14 protein-coding genes are annotated in these 19,543 nt (G+C 61.8%); 5 read left to right on the forward strand and 9 right to left on the reverse strand.

Annotated elements, in window-relative coordinates:
• Positions 1–10: 10 nt before the first annotated feature.
• The 7 genes from HL671_RS29435 to HL671_RS29465 form a co-directional block, all read right to left on the reverse strand.
• Entirely contained in the window at positions 11–619 is a 609-nt protein-coding gene (locus tag HL671_RS29435; RefSeq protein WP_246579525.1) for an SIS domain-containing protein, read from the reverse strand.
• Entirely contained in the window at positions 616–1,554 is a 939-nt protein-coding gene (locus HL671_RS29440) for an NAD-dependent epimerase/dehydratase family protein (protein ID WP_012045551.1), read from the reverse strand. Before HL671_RS29440 ends, HL671_RS29435 begins: the two co-directional genes overlap by 4 nt.
• A gap of 108 nt (positions 1,555–1,662) precedes the next feature.
• A complete protein-coding gene (locus HL671_RS29445; protein ID WP_172241121.1) occupies positions 1,663–2,385 on the reverse strand; it encodes a nucleotidyltransferase family protein in 723 nt (240 codons plus the stop codon).
• A 9-nt stretch (positions 2,386–2,394) separates the two neighbouring features.
• Positions 2,395–3,882 carry a PfkB family carbohydrate kinase gene (locus tag HL671_RS29450; protein WP_371260213.1) on the reverse strand — a complete coding sequence of 496 codons (1,488 nt, stop codon included), beginning with the start codon at positions 3,880–3,882 and terminating at the stop codon, positions 2,395–2,397.
• A gap of 693 nt (positions 3,883–4,575) precedes the next feature.
• Positions 4,576–5,712 (reverse strand): hypothetical protein, encoded by a 1,137-nt coding sequence (locus HL671_RS29455; RefSeq protein ID WP_172241124.1) that lies wholly within the window; start codon positions 5,710–5,712, stop codon positions 4,576–4,578.
• Positions 5,713–5,866: 154 nt separating this feature from the next.
• Complete coding sequence (locus HL671_RS29460) at positions 5,867–6,916, reverse strand: hydrolase (RefSeq protein ID WP_246706009.1); 1,050 nt, start codon at positions 6,914–6,916, stop codon at positions 5,867–5,869.
• Between the two features lie 132 nt (positions 6,917–7,048).
• Positions 7,049–8,551: an MBOAT family O-acyltransferase gene (locus HL671_RS29465; protein ID WP_012045546.1), complete on the reverse strand. Its 1,503-nt coding sequence runs from the start codon at positions 8,549–8,551 to the stop codon at positions 7,049–7,051.
• Between the two features lie 439 nt (positions 8,552–8,990).
• Between HL671_RS29465 and HL671_RS29470 the strand changes: the two genes are divergently transcribed.
• Positions 8,991–10,052: a hypothetical protein gene (locus HL671_RS29470; RefSeq protein ID WP_172241130.1), complete on the forward strand. Its 1,062-nt coding sequence runs from the start codon at positions 8,991–8,993 to the stop codon at positions 10,050–10,052.
• 113 nt (positions 10,053–10,165) lie between these two features.
• On the opposite strand, the gene HL671_RS29475 is transcribed toward HL671_RS29470, so the two are convergent.
• Complete coding sequence (locus HL671_RS29475) at positions 10,166–11,245, reverse strand: hydrolase (protein WP_172241133.1); 1,080 nt, start codon at positions 11,243–11,245, stop codon at positions 10,166–10,168.
• An 856-nt stretch (positions 11,246–12,101) separates the two neighbouring features.
• On the opposite strand from HL671_RS29475, the gene HL671_RS29480 reads away from it, so the two are divergent.
• The gene (locus HL671_RS29480) at positions 12,102–14,057 is read left to right on the forward strand and encodes a TIGR04372 family glycosyltransferase (protein ID WP_148221505.1); all 1,956 of its coding nucleotides are present in this window, start codon (positions 12,102–12,104) and stop codon (positions 14,055–14,057) included.
• 38 nt (positions 14,058–14,095) lie between these two features.
• The gene (gene asnB, locus HL671_RS29485) at positions 14,096–16,066 is read left to right on the forward strand and encodes an asparagine synthase (glutamine-hydrolyzing) (RefSeq protein ID WP_172241138.1); all 1,971 of its coding nucleotides are present in this window, start codon (positions 14,096–14,098) and stop codon (positions 16,064–16,066) included.
• Between the two features lie 2 nt (positions 16,067–16,068).
• Here the strand turns inward: asnB and HL671_RS29490 are convergent, their stop codons facing one another.
• Complete coding sequence (locus HL671_RS29490; protein WP_012045541.1) at positions 16,069–17,031, reverse strand: lysylphosphatidylglycerol synthase transmembrane domain-containing protein; 963 nt, start codon at positions 17,029–17,031, stop codon at positions 16,069–16,071.
• Positions 17,032–17,232: 201 nt separating this feature from the next.
• Here HL671_RS29490 and HL671_RS29495 point away from each other — a divergent pair, with 201 nt between their 5' ends.
• Complete coding sequence (locus tag HL671_RS29495) at positions 17,233–18,516, forward strand: nucleotide sugar dehydrogenase (RefSeq protein WP_172241141.1); 1,284 nt, start codon at positions 17,233–17,235, stop codon at positions 18,514–18,516.
• 9 nt (positions 18,517–18,525) lie between these two features.
• A complete protein-coding gene (locus HL671_RS29500) occupies positions 18,526–19,542 on the forward strand; it encodes an NAD-dependent epimerase (protein WP_172241144.1) in 1,017 nt (338 codons plus the stop codon).
• Position 19,543: the final 1 nt, after the last annotated feature.

Below are 19,543 nucleotides of genomic sequence, written 5' to 3' on the forward strand. Positions count from 1 at the left end.
TCCTTGCCCGTCAGACCTCGCGCGTCGTGATGATCTCGCCGCGCTGGGCGTACAGCCACTGCATGATCATGTGGCCGATCACCATCTGCGCATCCTCGGCGATCTGCATGTCGTTGACCGCGAAGTGGATCGGCACGTCGGCAAGCGCCTTGGCCTTGCCGCCGGAGAAGCCGAGCACGGCATAGCTGGTCATACCGACCGTCTTGGCCTCTTCGAGCGCCTTCAGGATGTTCGGCGAGTTACCGGAGCCGGAGAAGGTGATCAGCACGTCGCCCTTGCGCGCGAGCACCGCGAGCTGCAGCGAGAACACCTGGTCGTAGCCTTCGTCATTGGCGAGGCAGGTGATCACGGACGGGTTCGACGACAGCGAATGCACGCGCAGGCCCGAGCCCGGCGTCTTCGACAGCGCGTAGAGGAAGTCGTTGGCGAGGTGGTTGGCGTTGCCGCCGCTGCCGCCATTGCCGCAGAAGAACACCTGCCGGCCGGTCTGCCAGCAGTCGCGCAGATCATAGGCGAGCTTCTCGACGGGAGACCAGTCAAAGTCCTTCAGCACGGTGCTGAAGCGGCTGGTGTAGTCGGCGAACAGGCTGCCGGGGGTCTTGAAGGTGAGGGCGTTCATTTCACGACCTCTTTCTCCATCCATTTCAGATTGTACCAGCGGTCGTCATTCTTCAGCTGGCCCTGCGAATACATGCCGATGATTTCCTTGATCGCGTCCTCCACCGTCTTCTTCGGGCGGAAACCGGTCGCGAGCAGGCGATCGGAATTGACGCGGTAGCTGCGCGGATCGTTCGAGGGCGTCACGACGACCTCGGCCGGCACGTGCTTGGTGACGAGCTTGGCGATGTCGAGGATCGAGATGTTCTCGAAGCCGGCATTGTAGACGCCGGTGTGCTCAGGATGATCGAGCAGGAACAGATAAAGGTCGGTGATGTCGTCGATGTGAATGTTCGGCCGGGTCTGGTCGCCGCCGAACACAGTGATTCGGCCATTCATCAATGCCTGCATCGTCAGCATGTTCACCGACACGTCGAGGCGCTGGCGCGGAGAATAGCCGCACACGGTGGCAGGACGGACGATCTGCACCACCATGTCGTCCTTGTAGGACAGCACAATGCGCTCGCCGCACATCTTGGTCTTGTTGTATTCGGAGATCGGCAGCAGTTCGAGATCCTCAGTCACCTGCTCCTCTTCCTTGACGCCATAGACGCTGCCGGAGGAGGCGTAGATGAAGCGCTTGATCCCGTGCCGATAGGCGCGATCAGCGAGCTGCATCGTGGCGAGGCAGGAGATCTCCCAGGTGAGCTTCGGATCGAGATCGCCGCAAGGGTCGTTGGCGACGCTGGACAGATGAATGATCGCGTCGACGCCGGTCAGGTCGATCGCGTCCGGATTGCGGACGTCACCCTGGACGACCGTCAGGTCCGGATGTGGCTCCAGGAAATTGCCGAACCACATGATGTCGAACGCGACGACCTTGTGGCCGGCCTTCAAAAGCTTCGGCACCAGCACGCTGCCCTTGTAGCCGCACGCTCCGGTCACGAATATTTTCATCTACAGAATCCCCGTGGCTCGCCTGTCGTCTCGCCGGCTGGTGCGTCGTTCGCACCCTTATACAAATTGGCAGAGGTGGGCGACCAACCCAGCGGCCAAAGCCGCCCGTCAAGCGTCCTCGCCACGGCGCGGTCTGTGATTAAACTCCAAATGGGCCCGGCGCAAGCTTTCCGGGTTACCGATATCCCGATGATAACCGCTCGTTTCCACGCATAAAATGCGTCCCAGATAGTTGGGGATGACCTCGGTCGAGAGATCGACGACGCTCTTTCCGAGCGCCGCGATGTCGTCGATGACAGCATGCTCGAACACATAGACCGCGCCATTGGCGAGGTTCCCAGGCGGATTTTTGACCTTCTCGTGGAAGGCGAGCACCCTGTTCTGCTGATCCAGCTCGAGGATACCGCATGAACTCGGATCGTCAGTTCGGAATGCGAGCATCGTCATGATACAGCCGGACGGCCGGTTGCGATGCGCCGCGAGCAGCCCCTCGACGTCGAAATCCGTGAGATTGTCGGCATGGGCCACGAGAAATGGCTGGTCGGCGAACCAGGCCCGGTTGGCGAGCACGGTGCCACCCGTGCCGAGCAGTTCATCTTCGTGAACGAGGTCGATCCGGTCGCGCCACCGCGACTGGGCGACATGAGCTTGCACCTGCTCTGCGAGCCAGTGGGTGTTCAGGAGCGCCCGCTCGACGCCGCCCTCAAAAACGAGGTCGAGCCAATAGTCCAAAAGCGGCCGGTCGTGCACACGGACCAGGCATTTCGGCGTCGTGTTGGTCAGCGGGCGCAGCCGGCTTCCGATGCCGGCGGCGAGCAGAAGGGCACGCATGACGGCATCCTACTCGTGGCTGAAGCCGGTTTCGTCGATTTCCTTGACCAGTTCCGCGGTCGTCAGCGGCAGGTTGCCGACCCGGGAGACCTGGAGAGCTGCGGCCAGTGAGCCGAGATAGGAGGCTTCCCAGATATCGGCTCCCGCGCGCAGGCCCATCGAGCAGGCCATGAAGAAGCTGTCGCCCGCGCCGGACACGTCCTTCGGCGACGGATTGAACGCGGGCAGGCGGTCGGAGGTGAAGATACCCTCCGCCATGGTGTTGATCAGCGCGCCTTCGGCGCCCAGCGTAATCACCAGGTTCTTGGTACGGGCCCGTTCGACCAGCCGTTCGCTGATGACAGCCAGGCCCGAGATGAAGTCGTTCAACGCAACGCGTGCCTCGCGCTCGGTCGGGGTCAGCAGGGTCATGCCCTTGAAACGGGAGACGTCGCCGGTCTGCGACGACACCTGGCTGTCAGCCGCCATCATCACGCCCTTGGAGCGGGCGCGATCCGCCACCGCGTCGACCAGATCCTGCGGCAGGCAGCCGTAGTTGAAGCAGGAGAACAGCAGCAGATCACAGGTCTTCAGGGCGCGCTCGACCGAGGTCAGCATCTGCCGCTGCAGATCCGCGTCGGAGGCGTGCTGGCGCAGATGATTGACCCGCAGCAACGTCTTATTCAGCGCGCGAAAGCGCTGCTTTCGCGTGGTCGGGCGCGTCTGGTCCGTGAAAGCGTTGAAACTCACGCCATGCTGCTCAAGCGTGTGACGGGCAAAGCGCGCCGCCTCATCGTCACCGACCAGCGTGAAGAACTGCACGTCGGCGCCGAGACCATGTGCATGTGCTGCTACCGCGCCGGCGCCGCCGACAAAGGTGCGGGTCATCAGCGGCGTCACGACGATGGTCGGATCCTCCTGGGACATGCCGACGGCGTCGCAGGTGACGTACTCGTCCACGATCAGGTCGCCGATGACGGCCACCCGCATGCCGGCAAGCTTGCCGAGCAGATCCTTCAAGGCTCCGATCTCGAAACCGTGGCGCTTGGGGAATTCCTGCGGCTTGCGGACGGTTGAGATATCGACGTTTGCGTCCCGTTCCAAAAGGGACAGGGAGGCGAAACGCAACTCGCCGGATGAGAAGATCAGCCGGCCGCCATAGGAGTCGACTGCCTCCTGTTCGGGATTGGCGCGGTCCTCGAACTCCTTGCCCTTGACGACGACGGTCGGCTTCAGGTGCGAGATGAACTCGGACGCGGACGTTTCCAGCCGCACGGCATGGTGCACAAAGGCGATGGAGCGTACATTTTCCAGGCGCATGTCCTGCGCCAAAGTCACGCCCGGTGTGGAATCGGGGTTGACCCCGACGACGAGCACATCTGCCTGTTCAGCCGCGAATTTCAGCAGCCGCAGATGTCCGGGGTGCACGACGTTGAAATTGCCCGATACGAAGGCAATCGTCTGCCCAGGCTCACAGGACGTGCGAATAGTCTGACAGGCCAGATCCGTCTGGGTCATATCGATCACCTGATCCAAGATTCGTCTCCGGCTCAGCCGCGCTGCGACAACTGAGATGACATTGCAGGTCTCATGCGAGCAGGATGACCGAATCGCTGACGTGAAATGCATGACCGGCTTGGCGTCCCGGCGTCGGGACACGCCGTTCCATCAAGCACGTGGCTGCTCGCGGACGTTGATTTCATTGTAAAAAGTCGAAGCATTCTCATGATCTGAAGCAATGAACCGGCGGCATCCAGGTTTTTCGGCCCATCTCTTTAACAGGTGTGCGCAGCAGCACAAACCCCTCGGCACAACGGACTGAGATTCGGGCTGCCACTGCAACGGATGGTTGTTTCACCTGCTTACGCGAACATGACATTCGGCACGCTGCGGCATTCGCCAAGAAAAATGTGGTTTTGCTAAGGGATGATAGCGCCTCGAGGGAGCGGCCGCTGGTCCAGCTGATGCCGCGGCGGCGCCGCTGGTTGCATCCGCTGCGATCTCGCGCGAAAATCCCGTCCCGCCACCGGATCACCAGCTTTGCCGCGGGCTTGCCTGTAACGGATCGATCGAGGCCAAGCGCAGTGCTCACCCGCCACTGGTCCCGTGGCGACTGTACTCATGCTGGTTCCGCGGGACCAGACTTGGAGGTGGCGTCCTCGTCGCGGGCGGCGAATCAGCTGATTCGCGGTGTGAACGCGCCGGGGCAACTCAGTGGTAAAGGTCGAACTGCTCGTTCTGTCCGCGGTCGAGGTCTGCCGCCAAGCTGCTGCGGTCAATCCGCGGAAGGTATTTGGCGAAGTCGGGCTTTTCCAGCAAAGCGAGATACGTCTTCAACATGCCCCGTTCGGAGGGATGCGCAGGATCAAAGAAATTGTTGGGGTCCTGCGAGGTCTGTGTGCGACTCATATCGAAGAACGAAATTCCGAGCCTGGCGAATCTGTTTGCCGTCTGCTCACTCTTGAGGTCGCGCCAGATCCCTGAATAGGGCCAATAGGACTCGTTTGTATCGAGGAAGGCTGCGGCGCTTTCAAGAAACGGATATTGGATCGCGATGACCTGGAACTGGCGTTCATGCGCGAGGCGTGACAGACGCTCGATCTCGCCGAACTGCCGTTCGCTGAGCTGCGGGGCTCCAGGAAACGAGGACGTCACATATTGGGGGCCACGTGACAATGTCTCGTCCGCTATTCGCCGATAGGGGGGAGCAACCATCACCGAACCGTCCTGTCGGAAGCCGAACTTGCCGCGGATCGCCTCTGTTCCAACCAGCCTGTTGCCATCCACCGGTTCGGTCTGCGGCGCCGTGACAGCCGCCAGGATCGCATCGCGATCTCCGTTGTTCCGGATCACGAAGTCGGCGACGTCGTGCAGCTTACGCCGATGAGAGTCGAGGCCCTGGCTGAAATCCATCGTCCGCTCCTTCTGCCAGGCTTCGGCGAGAAAGTCGCCGAACAGGAAGTAATCCAGAGCGACAATGACGATTCGGGGCTTCGCGACCCGGGTTGCGCGGTCAATGAAATCGACGACATGCGTCAGTGGCCACGCCGTGAGGCAGGCGTTGTAGGCGACATAAGGACGGAACATCTGCGCGCGAGCCTGACCGCAGCGCGAGCTTCCGACCAGCAGCACCTCGGGCTGGACCCGCTTGATGCGTTCGAGCTTGTAGGGAGCATAATCCTTGAACGAGCCGAGCCAGACAACCCGTTCAGTTTGCGACTGCTCGGAGGCGATCGTCGACAGCGGGATCGTTGCGCCCAATCGCCAGCCCGCCCACTCCAAGACCACCAGCAGCGGAATGAACGCGGCGACGAAAAGCGCAATGACGATCGCAACATATCGCGCCACAACAAACGTCCAATTTGCCGGTATCGTTCGCTTCTAATTGCGGACAATTAGGCCCGCAATCCGTGTTTCTCCGGGCTTGATTGTGGCGGCAGTTACGAGGTCGGGAGCGCCGGCTCACGCAGATGGCTACCGAGCTGCGCGGCGTTCGATCAGGTCAGAATGCAACTCGATCCGGATCGATCCTGGGAAACAATGCTCGAAAATCCGGATTCTTCAGCAGATGAAGCATGACCCTGGCTGCACCGTCTTCGGCGAGATGGTAAGCGTCGACGAAGCTGGAGGGCTCGTCGGCCATCGTGAGTCGAGCCAGGTCGAACAGCGGAACTCCAAGGCTGCGTAGCCAGGCACGGGTTTCCTCAGTCGCGAATTCACGCCAGGCTCCGAAGCCGTTGGCTGCATTCTGCTCGCGATCCAGCAACGCGACCCCCGAACGGATGAATGGCAGCTGGACGCCGACGAGCCTCACCCCGCGCTCCCGCGCGATCTCGGCCATTCGAACGATCGGCTGCTTGAGCCAGGATGACAGGCCTGGTGCGCGCGGCAGGGTCTCCGCGAGCGTTTCGGCGTTCATATAGCGCGACCGGGCATCGGCGAGGTGGGCGGGCGAATAGACGTAAGAGCCGTCATTGCGGAACCCCTCCTGGTGAAGGATGGACTGGGTCCCGACGAAGGCGCTCGGCGCGGTCAGATAATCTCTGAACGTCCCGGGATGACGCGTCGCGGTGCGGGCGAAATCCAGCAGGCTTCCCCTCAGATAGGTGAGGGGATGATCGTATTGCATCTCTCGCTTGATCGCGAACCACTCTTCCCAACGGTCGGCAAACAAGAAATGGTCCAGCGAGAGAATCGCAGCCCGTGGTCGGTGCAGCCTGGTGGCGCGCTCGAACAGTTCGGCCGTCTGGCCCGTGGTCCATGCCGTGAAGGACAGGTTGTAGAAGCTGTACGGGGCAAACAGGTCCGCGCGAAATGTTCCTGCGCGCGAGGTGCTGATCCAGACGACCTCGGGGCGTTCCTGCGCCATCCTCGCCAGCTTGAATGCCGCGTTGTGGCGCAGATCGTAAGGCAGGACGATCTGCTCCGGATGATTTCGTTGCGAGTCCGCCAGGTCCTGCAAGCTGGCTGCTGCACCGAACGGATGTGCCGCCTGAAACAGGCAAGCCGGCGGCAGATAGCCCGCAACGGCCGAAGCGGCCAGAACACCCATGAGATATCGCCGTGTCACACCGGCAGCTGGCAGGGCATCTGTTGAGCCTGGCGGATCGATCATGCGGCGGTCACTTGCACCGTTGCTGGTCGTGATCGCGCCTTGGTTACGCGGTTTGCGACTGTTCGCGAATTAGAACTGAAAATACAGGAACTGGGACGTATCCCCCGCGATGATGTTCATGAGTACCGCGGCAACCAGCGCCACCGACGTTCCCACCGCCCACGGCAGGGATGGCCGCCAGTTCAGGCTCAGGATGCTCCAGGGCCGCGGATTGTGATAGGTCTCGAGCCCGACCTTCCAGCGTTCGAACATCCCGTTGACGTTGGGCAGTGCGAGGCATGCAACGTAGCCCAGCAGGATCGCGATCATCACCCGGCCATCGACCAGGTTCGTCATCGTGATCTTCTCGGGGTTCGACAGGCCGATCATGCCCTTGATCAGCCGGACGGCCGCATTCGGATTGTCGGCGCGGAAGAAAACCCAGGCCAGCACGACCATGATCTGGGTCAGAACCAGCGCCGCCGCGGCGTAAGAGAGGGTTCCTGACCAGCGGGCAAGCGCCGGCTGCCTCTCCACGAACTTGCTCCAGCGATGATTCACAATGAGGAAGAGGCCGTGCAGCGCTCCCCAGATGATGAAGGTGAAGCCGGCGCCGTGCCAAAGGCCGCCGAGCAGCATCGTCATGAACAGATTGACGTTGCGCCTGTGCTGGCCGTGGCGGTTGCCGCCGAGTGGAATGTACAGATAGTCTCGTAGGAAACGCGATAGCGAGATGTGCCACCGACGCCAGAATTCCACGATGCTTTGCGACTTGTAGGGCGAATCGAAATTGAAAGGCAGCTTGATGCCGAACATGATCGAGATGCCGATCGCCATGTCCGAGTATCCGGAAAAGTCGAAATAGATCTGAAGCGAGTAGGCGAGCGCGCCGCCCCAGGCGTCCATAAGATGGAGATGGCTTGAATTGGCGGCCTGGAAGACCGGATTCGCGACCAGCCCGAATCCGTCGGCGATGAATGACTTCTTGAACAGGCCGATCGTCAGGATCGTGAGGCCGATTGCCACGTTCTCGATGGAGATCTTTCTGCTGTCCTCTGAGCCGAACTGCGGCATCATCTCGCGATGATGGAGGATCGGTCCCGCAACCAGATGCGGAAAATAGGTGACGAAAAGACCGTATTTGACGAAGCTCCGCTCGCTGGCGTAGCCGCCATAAACGTCGGCAAGGTAGGCGATCTGGGTAAAGGTGAAGAACGAGATACCCAAGGGCAGCACGATGGCAAGCGAAGGGTACTTCGATGCCGTGAGCGCATTGAGGATCTGAATGCCGAAATTCGTGTATTTGTAGAAAGCGAGCGCTCCCAGGTTGAGCGCGATCGCAGCCGCAAACAGTCCGTTGCGCGCCTTGCCGCTCTGTCCCGCGATCAACAGGCCCATTGTGTAATTGAACACGATGGAGACCAGGATGATCGGGACAAAATGGATGTCCCAGTAGCCGTAGAAGGTCAGCGACGCCGCGGCGAGCCAGCTCAGCCGCGCGACCGGCGACACGAAAAAGCGCGCAAGCAGGAAGTATCCGGCGAAGGTCACCGGAAGGAACAGGAACAGAAACTCAAACTGCGTGAAGAGCATAACAAGTTTCTTGATGTTGCGGCGCGTCGCGTTGCTTTACCAATGATTACCGACGCTGCCAAGTTGCTCCTGGGATCAAGCCAGGAAAGTCTGTGGGATTGTGTCATCGCCGCAGACTGTTGTGCCCCGCTAAAAAGACGCTGAGGTCGCATTTGGCCGCTTTTCGGCTCAACATGCGAAGCTGCCCCCCCCTGGATTGCGGGCAAATGGATTTGCCGTTCGGGGTCATGCACCCAGGCGTGTTGCTCCGGATGGGGCGGTGCTTCTTCCTATCCGGTACGATGCCTTGGCAGGACTTTTCCGCGCTGTCCTTCTCGTTTCAGTGACGCACCCACAGGCATCTGGAGCCTTGGCTTGAGTTGACTGGGCTGCCGCTGTATTCGAGGCCGTGGAAAGTGTTCCCTTGTGGGTCCAAAGTCAGTCTAAGCGAGATCTTGCGATGTCGACAGTCACCGGGGCGGGCCTGAAGGCAACGTCGGGAACGCTCGCGGCCGGGCGCTATCTTGCCGTCGTCGGTGTTTGCGGACTTGCTCTGCTCTTCATCTTCTCCGCCAGCCTGTCGTTGCTCTCGCATGACGGCTGGATGTTCGGCGACTACTTTTCGCAGATTCCTCGCGATGGCAACGCGGAGTGGTATCGCAACTTCGGGGGGCGCAGCGTCCCGCAAATCCAGGATCAGGACATATTCTACAGCAATGTCGGGTCCTCGGTGGCCGCGGCCAAGAGTGCAGACATCATCTTCCTGGGTCCGTCCTTCGTCAGTTATGCGCTCGACAGGCGAACTCTCGAAGCCGCTCCTCAGTTCGACCAGCTGAAGATCTACAATATGGCGTTCGTCGGTCTGCGGGGCGGCGAGTTTTCGCGCCGGGTGATCAACCGCTGGAAGATTCATCCGCCGCTTTGGGTGATCAATGCAGATGATCAGTTCGTCCATTTCTTCAGCAATGATCTGAATGTGACCCTTGGCCCGCAGAAAATGCCGATCGTTGCGGTCGAGCGCAGTCGGCTGCGCGGTTACTTGACCGTGGTTGGGCGCAATCTGCACTGGCGGATCGAAGATCTGGTGGCCGCATTCAAGAGCGGGCAGTTCACGCAGACCGGACTGTACCGCAACATCGCTAACGGTGACATGGGGCTGGATGCCAACCCATCCTACGTCGCCCAGGGCAACAAGCCGATGTTGTCCGCGCGCGATCCCAACTGTCACACCACTCAAGCCATTATCGATTACGCAAGGACACTCTTGAAGGAGATCGGCGGCCGCGTCGTGCTCACCCTGGTTCCGCATAGCCAATCCTGCGTGCAGCAGGCGGACGAGCTGGCCAAGGCCCTGAACCTGGAGTTGGTTGCGCCGCCGTTTGATGGAATGACCACGGTTGATGGTGGTGGCCATCTCGACCGGAATGGCGCGGAACGGTACACCAGCTTTCTCGTCCGTGAGATCGTCAAGACCGAGGCGTTCAAGCAGGCGTTCCCAAATCGGTTCAGCGCGACCAAGTGACTTCCTGAGGAGCCAGGGCGCGCTTATCCGGTACGCCCCTACGGACAGGGCGCTTAAGGCTATCAGCGCGGCGATCCCGACCGGCAGCGATCCGGCTGAATCAGGCTGGCAGTCTAGGGGGAACCGATCCGCAAAGCCGGTCGGCTTTCTGAGGTGACTTCTCGAACATGCTGCTCGGTCCTGACCGAGTCGATGTCCGGAAAGATCGCGCGAAATCCAGGAAGGTCGAGCAGTCGTTGGATGACGCGCAGCGCTCCGAGCTCGCTGACATGATAGGAGTCGACGAAATTCGCCTTATCATCGTTGATCGGCGAGCGTGCCAGGTCGAAAAACCGAATGCCGAGTGTCTCGAGCCGGTTGCGATTTCGATCACTTTCGAACTCGCGCCACACGCCCGCGTAGTCCCGGTAGGATTCGTTGTGATCAAGATAATCGATTCCGGCGCGAATGAATGGCAACTGCACGCCGACGAGCGTGATGCCGCGCTGCTTCGCCATCTCGGCGATCCGGCCGATTGCCGCCATCTGGCGCTCCGACATTTCAGTGCCCCCGGGGATCGCCTGTACCAGCGTTTCCGCGGTCTGATGGCGTTGGCGTGCATCGTCGATATGGGACGCGGAGAACTGATACGAGCCGTCCCGGCGAAACCCTTCTTCCTGCAGAAGCGCCTGCGTGCCGACAAACGGCCCCGCCTCAAACAACGCCTTCTGCAGAATTCGCGGGTGCTTGAGTGCAGTTTGGAGGAAATCCGCGATGCTCGAGCGCAGATAGGTCCATGTCTGTCCGTAGATCATTGTCCTGGAGCCGGCATTTGCCTGCTCCCAGGCGTCGGTAAAGAGAAAATAGTCGAGAGAGAGGATCACGACGCGAGGCTTGGTGTCCCGGGTCGCGCGTTCGAAGACGTCCGCGATCTGGTCGGTCGTCCACGCAGTGAACGACATGTTGTAGAAGCTGTACGGCTGGAACGCATTCGAACGGAAGGTGGCGGCGCGCGAAGACCCGATCCAAAGGATATCCAGGCCGTGCGACGGCAGGCTGTGCAGCTTGTAAGCACCATTGTATCGGAGATCGAACGGCAGAAAGATCGCATCGGAACTGGTCGAGCCGAACGGTCTTGCGGCGAAAAACAGAACTGCTCCTGCGATTGAAGTAAGCGCCAGTATAACCACCAGGTAGCAATTCGCGCGGCGCATGTAGGCTTCTCGTCTCGATCAACGCCACGCAATTTAGGCGGCGGAAGGTGGCATTGCCGATATCGGCATCTGTCGCGTCGTTGTCGACGTCAAGAATGAGGTCAACAAGCGTTGGATAGATTCAGGGGAGCGATCCTAAGTCGATTGCGGCTTCGGAACAAGCGATTCGGGCTTGCGTCGGATCTGCTTGAGAGGCTAGCTCCGGCGTGATGAAGCCCGTATGCCGAGCTAATATCGTCGACAATGGTGTTCCCATGGGGGTCTGTCCAGGATGGCCGTTAGCAGAATGCAGGGAAGGGGCCGCCTTGAGGGAGTCGGCAAATGCCTTGGGCGGGCAGTGGCCCAGATGAATGATGCTTCAGAATTCGACTGGTGAGGGCGAACCGATCCTCAGGCATGTTGTCGTCAAGGGGGGAGGCGAAGACCATTGGCTGAAACCGTCAAGCGCGTCCTCGGCCGTCCAGGATCTCCGTTCCCATCTCGCTCAGGGGGCCGTGCCTTGTGTTGTCAACAGCGGTCCAGGACGGTCGCTCGATCGGGACCGCGGGAATGGCGGTCATGGATTGTGCAGCATACAAAACGGATTGGTTCTGATCCGTAGGTCCGGCTTGGCTTGGCAGGACCCGCTCTGCTATAGTTCTGCTGGCACGATCGATGCAGCTCTTGATCACCCCCCGCCAAGCCGACCATCTCGGCAAAGACGCTTTCGCCTGGACTATGCGCGTTCATTATCTCAACATCGATAGTGATTTCGAGCAGGGCCTTGCTCCGCAACGCGCTGGGTAGGTCTTCCAATCTCGGTCTCGCTTCGGACGCTAGAGAATGAAGAGCCTTGGCTCTGTTGGGACTTTGTTGGATGAAATCGCTTCAGATATTCAAGCGCGCTCGCTATCGCCGGTTCGTCTATCTTGTATTCGTGATGTTCGGCACGACGCTCAATCTGCTGCCGAGGCGTGCCGTATTTCTTGGTCTTGTCATCGCTGAAGTCGTGAGAGTTCCGCTTCGCGAGCGCATGTATCAAGCCTATTTTCCCTATGCCACCTCTCATCTGGCAGACGAGCCGGGTTTTCGCTTTTCGACGGCTTTGAGCCGTCGCTTCTATTTTGCATGCGTTCATGTTCTGCATAGGGTTGGCGCCTATCGGGAGGTCGTCGACGTGGTCCGCCGCGAGACGCTGCCGCGGGATGAAACGAGCGTCCGCTATGCACTCGTCCGGTCGCTGTTCGAGCTCGGTGAGTTCGAGGCCGCGCGGGACGCCGCGTCCGGCGCGACGAATGATGAGCTGTGCTCGATGACCGATCTCGCCTACCATAAGGCGATGGTCGACATGATCTGCGGAGACGAGCAAAGCGCGTTGGACGCGATGTTCTGGGCGTGCAGGAGCAGCTTGCACTTTTTCCGCCCGCATCAGAACATCGCCGCGCGAGGTTCGATGCTCTACCGTCCCAACAGCTTCGATGTGCTGTGCGGGTCGGAGGGCCGCTTGTTCGATTTGTGCAATTTCACGGGACAGCGGGTGACCCATGTCGGTCGCGGAGAGCTCGGAATCCGGCTGTTCGAACGTGCTCTGGAGGCGCAGCAGCGTCTCCGCAAATCGCCTCCGCCGCTGTCGGCGGAGTTGACGCAGCTGTTCGAGCGGCTTGATGTCAGCTTCGACGAATTGCGGCTGGTTCCCGAGGAATGGGCCACCCAGATCGGCCATCTCGGGATGCTCGACATTCTGTTCCGGATGCGTGAGCTCGGCTGGTGGTCGGGCAAGGCGGTGATCGTCGTACGTCCGGGATTGATCGCCAACGCCGCGTTCTTCGAGCTGTTCAAAGGGTTCGGCCGGGTCCTCGTCATCGGTGAGACGATCTCCGAGCGTGTGGCTGAGGAGTTGTTGTCGCTTCAGCGCTGGTGCGGTCTGAGCTTCAATGCTTTCCGGCTACCGGACGGCCGAGCCGTGCCTTGGCAGGATGCGGGCGCGATCGCGCTCGAACAATGGGAGCGGGAAGGACGATCGCATCCGCTGCGCGACGCCTACGATGCATCCATTTCGGATGTTGCCGCCGAGCGGTTTGTTCAGCTCTGCTCCAGGTACGGCATGAAGGCCGACGACTGGTATGTTTGTCTTCACACGCGCGACGCTGCCCATTATTTCGAGTTCATTGGAACCGGGCAGACGCATCGTAATGCGCCGATCGAAGCATCCCTCGACGCGATTCGCCTGATCACCTCACGCGGGGGATGGGTCATCAAGCTCGGAGGTCCGAACTCTCCCAAGCTGCCGCCGCTGGCGCGGACCATCGATTATGCTCTGAGCGAATTCCGCTCCGAGCGGATGGACATTCACCTGATCCGACATGCCCGCGCCTTCATCGGCACCACGTCGGGCTTGACGAATGTGGCAGTTAGCTTCGGCATTCCCTGTGCCATCGTCAATGCGATCACCACCGACGCTCAGTTGTGGAACGCGAATGTTCGCTTCGCGCTCAAGCCAGTCAAATTGGCTGACGGAACCATGCTTACGCAACGGCAGCTGACAATGGAGCCGTGGCGATGGCGGGTGTTCGATGCCGCAGTGCTGGGCCGCAGCGCCGCTCACCCTGAGAACAACTCGGCTGAAGAGATCTGTCAGGCCGTAGAGGAAGTCCTGGCGCTGGCGGAGGGGCGGTCTGCGGCATTCGAGACCGGTTATGATACCGAGCGGCTTCTGGCGCGTTGGAAGCGGGCGCTTGCGCTGCCCTATTTCTATGGCCCGAGCCGCCCCAGCCTTGCGTTCCTCGCCAGGCACGAAAAACACTTCCTTCCCGAAGTGGCCGAGGGCGGGTGAGCGATGCCACTGAGCGACGGCGCATCTGAGGGCGCGTCATGTGCGGCATAGCCGGCCTGTTCAGACCGGGAGGGGCGGACGACAGCGCGCTGGCCGGGATTGTCGGGCGGATGACAGCCGCGCTGGCGCATCGCGGTCCCGATGCGTCCGGCAGCTGGGTCAGCGGCCGGCAGGGCATTGCGTTGGGACAGCGGCGCCTTGCGATTCTCGATCTGTCGGAGGCCGGCGCGCAGCCGATGCACAGTGCTTGTGGCCGCTATACGATCACCTTCAACGGCGAAATCTACAATCATCTCGATCTGCGTGCCGAGCTCGAGGACGCCGCCGCCGCGCCGAACTGGCGTGGCCATTCCGACACCGAAACGCTGCTCGCCGCCGTCAGACAATGGGGTCTCGTCCCGGCGCTGCAGCGCCTGATCGGAATGTTTGCCTTCGCGTTGTGGGACGCTGAAACGAGGCAGCTGATCCTGGCGCGGGATCGGTTCGGCGAGAAGCCGCTGTTCTATGGCTGGAGCGGCGCCGACCTGGTGTTCGGCTCCGAGCTCAAGGCGCTCGCGGCCCTTCCCGGATGGGCACCGTCGCTAGATCGGGCCGCGCTCACCGATTTCATGCGCTATTCTTACGTGCCGGCGCCGGCTACCATCTGGCGCGACGTGCGCAAATTGCCACCCGCTTCTTTCGTTGCCTTCGTCGCCGACGCTGGACCTGGGACGTCGCCCACCGCGCAATCCTATTGGTCGCTGCGTGATACCGTCGTCGCCGCCCAAGGTGATCGGATCAGCGGCGAAAGCGAGGCGATCGCGCGGCTGGAGCAGCTGTTGTCGACGGCGGTGAAGCGGCAGTGCCTGTCGGATGTGCCGCTCGGCGCCTTCCTGTCCGGCGGCGTCGACTCCTCGACCATCGTGGCGCTGATGCAGGCGCAGGCGAGCCAGCCCGTTCGCACCTTCAGCATCGGCTTTGCCGAGGGCGGTTACAACGAGGCCGAGGACGCGCGCAAAGTCGCGCAGCATCTCGGCACCGATCATACCGAGCTCTATGTTGATGCGCGGACCGCGATGGAGGTGGTGCCGAAGCTGCCGCGGATTTACGACGAGCCGTTCGCCGATTCCTCGCAGATCCCGACCCATCTTGTGGCGCAGCTGGCGCGCCGGCACGTCACCGTCGCGCTGTCGGGCGATGCGGGTGACGAGCTGTTCGGCGGCTACAACAGGCATGTCTGGGGTAGCGCGCTGCAGGCGCGTCTCGGTCGCGTGCCGATGCCGTTGCGGCGGGCGATCGGAGCCGCGCTCGGCGCCATCGCTCCGGAGCCGGCCGATACGCTGCTCAATATGTTGCAGCCGGTGTTGCCCGCCCGGCTCAGGGTCCGGCATGCTGGTGATCAGGTCGCCAAGCTCGCCCGCATCGTCGCCGCCGACGGCTTCGATGGCCTGTATCGGACGCTGTGCTCGATCGACCAGGATCCGCGCGCGACGGTCGTCGCGGGCGCGGAGCGGGCGAGCTGGGCTGCGAGCGAGATGAAACAGCTGAGGGGGCAGATAAGCCTGCTCGATCGCATGACGCTGGCGGATTCCCTGAGCTATCTGAGCGATGACATCCTGCAGAAGGTGGATCGTGCCGCGATGGCCGTGGCATTGGAGACGCGCGTGCCCTTCCTCGACAGGGATGTCGTCGAATTCTCGACCCGGGTGCCTGCGAGCATGAAGGTCCGCGACGGTCGTGGCAAATGGCTCGTCCGACAGGTCCTGTATCGCCATGTTCCTGCTGACATGATCGACCGGCCGAAGACCGGTTTCAGCATTCCGCTCGATGCCTGGCTGCGCGGGCCGCTGAAATCATGGGCCGGCGATTTGCTGTCACCCGCACGACTGAAGCGGCAGGGCCTGTTCGCTCCCACGCGCGTGACGCGCATGTTCGAAGAGCATCTCAGCCGCCGTCACAATCATGCGTACTGGCTCTGGAACGTGCTGATGGCCGAGGCCTGGTACGACGAATGGGGCCGCGCCGGATAGCCTTACTCTTCGACGGTCGCCGGAACGGTCAGGCTGCCCGCGCCTTTTTCGGCGCTGAGAATCCACACCAGGCCGCCCATTCCGCCGACGATGAAATAGACCGCGCCGAACAGGATCGAGACCACCGTGCCGTCGGCCGGCGCCAGGCCGGCATAGCCGAAGGCCACCATCATGGTCGCCTCGCGTACGCCCCAGCCGGCGATCGAGATCGGCAGCATGGTGATCAGCATGATCGGTGGCGTCAGCAGGAATAGTTGTTCGAAGGCAGCCGGGGCTGCGATCGAGCGCACGGCGCACCATGCGATCACGACGGCGAGCACATGGATCGAGAGCGACAGGACTGCGATCTTGGCGGCCGTCGTCCTGCCCAGGATCACCTTCCTTGCGATCACCGAGCAGGCATAGACGTGCCGGGTCGGCCACCACGCCTTCATCCACGCGGCTGGCAGATAGCCGATCGTGAGAAAGCCGACGCCGGCAGCCAGCGCGGCCGCATCGACCAGCACCAGGGCCAACCGTCCCTTGTCGTCGGCGATCATGCCATAGCTCCACGGCAGGCTCGCCACGATGATGAGGGCCAGGGCGATGAAGCCGACTGCGCGATCGGTCAGGATCGAGTAGCTGGCGGCACGCCAGCCGGCACCGGTCCGGCCGATCAGCCACAGGCGCACGGCATCGCCGCCGATGGAGGAGGGCAGGGTCTGATTGAAGAATGCCCCGATCATGTTGTAGCGGAATGCCTGCAAATCCGTCAGCGGCGCGCCGCACAGCGCTGAAATCTCCCGCCATCGCAGCGCGCCGATGAAGATCTGGAACAGCGTGATGCCGACCGCCAGCACGATCCAGCCGATGTTGATCTGGCTGAGCCGCTCGCCGATTGCCGCGAAGTTGATCCCGCGCAGCGCGAGATAGAGCAGGGCGAGCGACACCACGATCCGGAGGAGGAGAATGAGAATCGCACGCATGCCGGCTCGGCTTCGCTGTCTGGTTTGAAAACGGCCCAAGCCGAGTGCGAGACGCGCAACTCCCCGTCCTGGCAAGGTGACCGGACCTCGGTGGGGAACCGAGCCGTGATGGCGGCGCCCCCTTGCGGCCCATGAGCCCCGGTGGCTAAACAGTCGCAGGGGTGGCGTCAATGGCCTCCGAAACGACCGGAATATCAATTTATGTCTCATGGCCGGAAGATCGCGGTGATAGGCCTTGGTTACGTCGGCCTGCCGGTTGCCGCAGCGTTTGCACGCGCAGGCGGCCCCGTCCTTGGGTTTGACATCGATGCCAAGCGGGTCGCCGAACTGAGGGATGGGCAGGACCGGACCTGTGAGGTCGATGCCGCCGATCTCCGCCATCCCGGGCTGCGCTTCACCAGCGACCCGGCAGATCTCGGCTCTGCCGATTTTTTCATCGTCACGGTTCCGACCCCGATCGACAGCGCGCGGCGGCCGGATCTCGGCGCCATGCTCGCCGCCACCCGAAGCGTGGCCGCCGTGTTGAAGCGGGGCGACATCGTGGTCTATGAATCGACCGTCTATCCAGGTGCCGTCGAGGAAGACTGCGTGCCGCTGCTGGAAAGCGGCTCGGCGCTCAAGGCCGGGACCGATTTCAATGTCGGCTATTCGCCGGAGCGCATCAATCCTGGTGACAAGACCCATCGCTTCGAGACGATCACCAAGGTGGTGTCGGCGCAGAACCCGCACACCCTGCAGATTGTCGCGGAGGTCTACGGATCGGTCGTCACCGCCGGGATTCATCGCGCCCCCTCGATCAAGGTGGCGGAGGCGGCCAAGGTCATCGAGAACACGCAGCGCGATCTCAACATCGCCTTCATGAACGAACTGTCGCTGATCTTCCAGGCATTGGAGATCGATACCGGCGACGTCCTCGCGGCGGCCGGCACCAAATGGAACTTCTTGCCGTTCTCGCCCGGACTGGTGGGCGGGCACTGCATCGGCGTCGATCCCTATTACCTGACGTATCGCGCCGAAAAGGCCGGGTATCATCCCGAAGTCATCCTCGCCGGACGTCGCATCAACGATGAGATGGGCCGTCGCATCGCGCGGGAATGTATCCGTGGGCTGCTGAAGCGCAGAGGGCGAAGCGGCGTCGTCACCATTCTCGGCATGACGTTCAAGGAGAACGTGCCGGACATCCGCAATTCGCGTGTGATCGACATTGTCCGCGAACTGCAGTCGTTCGGTGTCGAGGTGCAGGTCGCCGACCCTCTCGCCGATGCAGCGGCGGTGCATGAGGAATACGGCATCGACCTCACCGCGTTCGCGGCGCTGCGCCCGGCCGATGCGGTCGTGCTCGCGGTGTCCCATGATCAGTTTCTGGCTGGCGGCTGGTCGTTGGTTCAGTCTCTCCTGCGCGAAGGCCAAGGCCTTGTGCTTGACGTCAAGATGAAGCTCGACCGCGCGAGCAAACCCGGCGCCATCGAGCTGTGGCGGCCCTGAGAGAGCGATATGGCAGACGATCCCATCCTTGTGACCGGCGCGGCCGGCTTCATCGGCTTCCACCTCGCGCAGCGGCTGCTCGCCGAGGGGCGGCAGGTGATCGGCATCGATAACATCAACGCCTATTACGACCCGAAGCTGAAGCAGGCGCGCCTCGATCGTCTGGCCGCCCAGCCCGACTTCATTTTCCACAAGCTCGATCTGGTCGATCGTGCCGGCGTCAAGGCGCTGTTCGCAGCCCACCATTTTCCTGCGGTTGTGCATCTCGCCGCCCAGGCGGGCGTGCGCTACTCGCTGGACAATCCGCACGCTTATGTCGATGCCAATCTCGAAGGCTTCATCAACATCCTTGAGGGCTGCCGGCATCACGGCTGCGCGCACCTGCTGTTCGCCTCGTCCTCATCGGTCTATGGCGCCAACACCAAGCTACCGTTCTCGGTGAAGGACAATGTCGACCATCCGATCAGCCTCTATGCGGCGAGCAAGAAGGCCAACGAGTTGATGGCGCATTCCTACAGTCATCTGTATCGGCTGCCGGCGACGGGCCTGCGCTTCTTCACCGTCTACGGGCCCTGGGGGCGGCCGGACATGGCGATGTTCATCTTCGCCAAGGCCATCCTGGCGGGCCAGCCGGTCAGACTGTTCAATCATGGCCAGATGCGGCGGGATTTTACCTATATCGACGACATTGTGCAGGCGATTCATCGCCTGATCGGCCGCCCTCCGCAGGGCAATCCGGACTGGGACGGAACCCGGCCCGACCCCTCCAGCAGCCGGGCGCCCTGGCGAATTTACAATATCGGCAACAATCACCCCGAACAGCTGATGGACGTGATAACGCTGCTGGAGAAGGAGTTTGGGCGGCCGGCGATCAAGGAGATGCTGCCGATGCAGCCGGGGGACGTCGAAGCGACCTATGCGGACGTGAGCGATCTCGAGCGCGATATCGGCTTCCGGCCGGCAACCCCGATTGCCGACGGCATCGCGCGGTTCGCGCGTTGGTATCGCGAGTATCATCAGATTTGAG

It is taken from the genome of Bradyrhizobium denitrificans (genome assembly GCF_013179005.1).
Lineage (GTDB): Bacteria > Pseudomonadota > Alphaproteobacteria > Rhizobiales > Xanthobacteraceae > Bradyrhizobium > Bradyrhizobium denitrificans.

Bases quoted from the DNA above. Each gene is read 5' to 3' on its own strand.
- HL671_RS29435 (WP_246579525.1), bottom strand. From the start codon at position 619: ATGAACGCCCTCACCTTCAAGACCCCCGGCAGCCTGTTCGCCGACTAC.
- HL671_RS29440 (WP_012045551.1), bottom strand. From the start codon at position 1,554: ATGAAAATATTCGTGACCGGAGCGTGCGGCTACAAGGGCAGCGTGCTG.
- HL671_RS29445 (WP_172241121.1), bottom strand. From the start codon at position 2,385: ATGCGTGCCCTTCTGCTCGCCGCCGGCATCGGAAGCCGGCTGCGCCCG.
- HL671_RS29450 (WP_371260213.1), bottom strand. From the start codon at position 3,882: ATGACCCAGACGGATCTGGCCTGTCAGACTATTCGCACGTCCTGTGAG.
- HL671_RS29460 (WP_246706009.1), bottom strand. From the start codon at position 6,916: ATGGGTGTTCTGGCCGCTTCGGCCGTTGCGGGCTATCTGCCGCCGGCT.
- HL671_RS29465 (WP_012045546.1), bottom strand. From the start codon at position 8,551: ATGCTCTTCACGCAGTTTGAGTTTCTGTTCCTGTTCCTTCCGGTGACC.
- HL671_RS29470 (WP_172241130.1), top strand. From the start codon at position 8,991: ATGTCGACAGTCACCGGGGCGGGCCTGAAGGCAACGTCGGGAACGCTC.
- HL671_RS29475 (WP_172241133.1), bottom strand. From the start codon at position 11,245: ATGCGCCGCGCGAATTGCTACCTGGTGGTTATACTGGCGCTTACTTCA.
- HL671_RS29480 (WP_148221505.1), top strand. From the start codon at position 12,102: ATGAAATCGCTTCAGATATTCAAGCGCGCTCGCTATCGCCGGTTCGTC.
- asnB (WP_172241138.1), top strand. From the start codon at position 14,096: ATGTGCGGCATAGCCGGCCTGTTCAGACCGGGAGGGGCGGACGACAGC.
- HL671_RS29490 (WP_012045541.1), bottom strand. From the start codon at position 17,031: ATGCGTGCGATTCTCATTCTCCTCCTCCGGATCGTGGTGTCGCTCGCC.
- HL671_RS29495 (WP_172241141.1), top strand. From the start codon at position 17,233: ATGTCTCATGGCCGGAAGATCGCGGTGATAGGCCTTGGTTACGTCGGC.
- HL671_RS29500 (WP_172241144.1), top strand. From the start codon at position 18,526: ATGGCAGACGATCCCATCCTTGTGACCGGCGCGGCCGGCTTCATCGGC.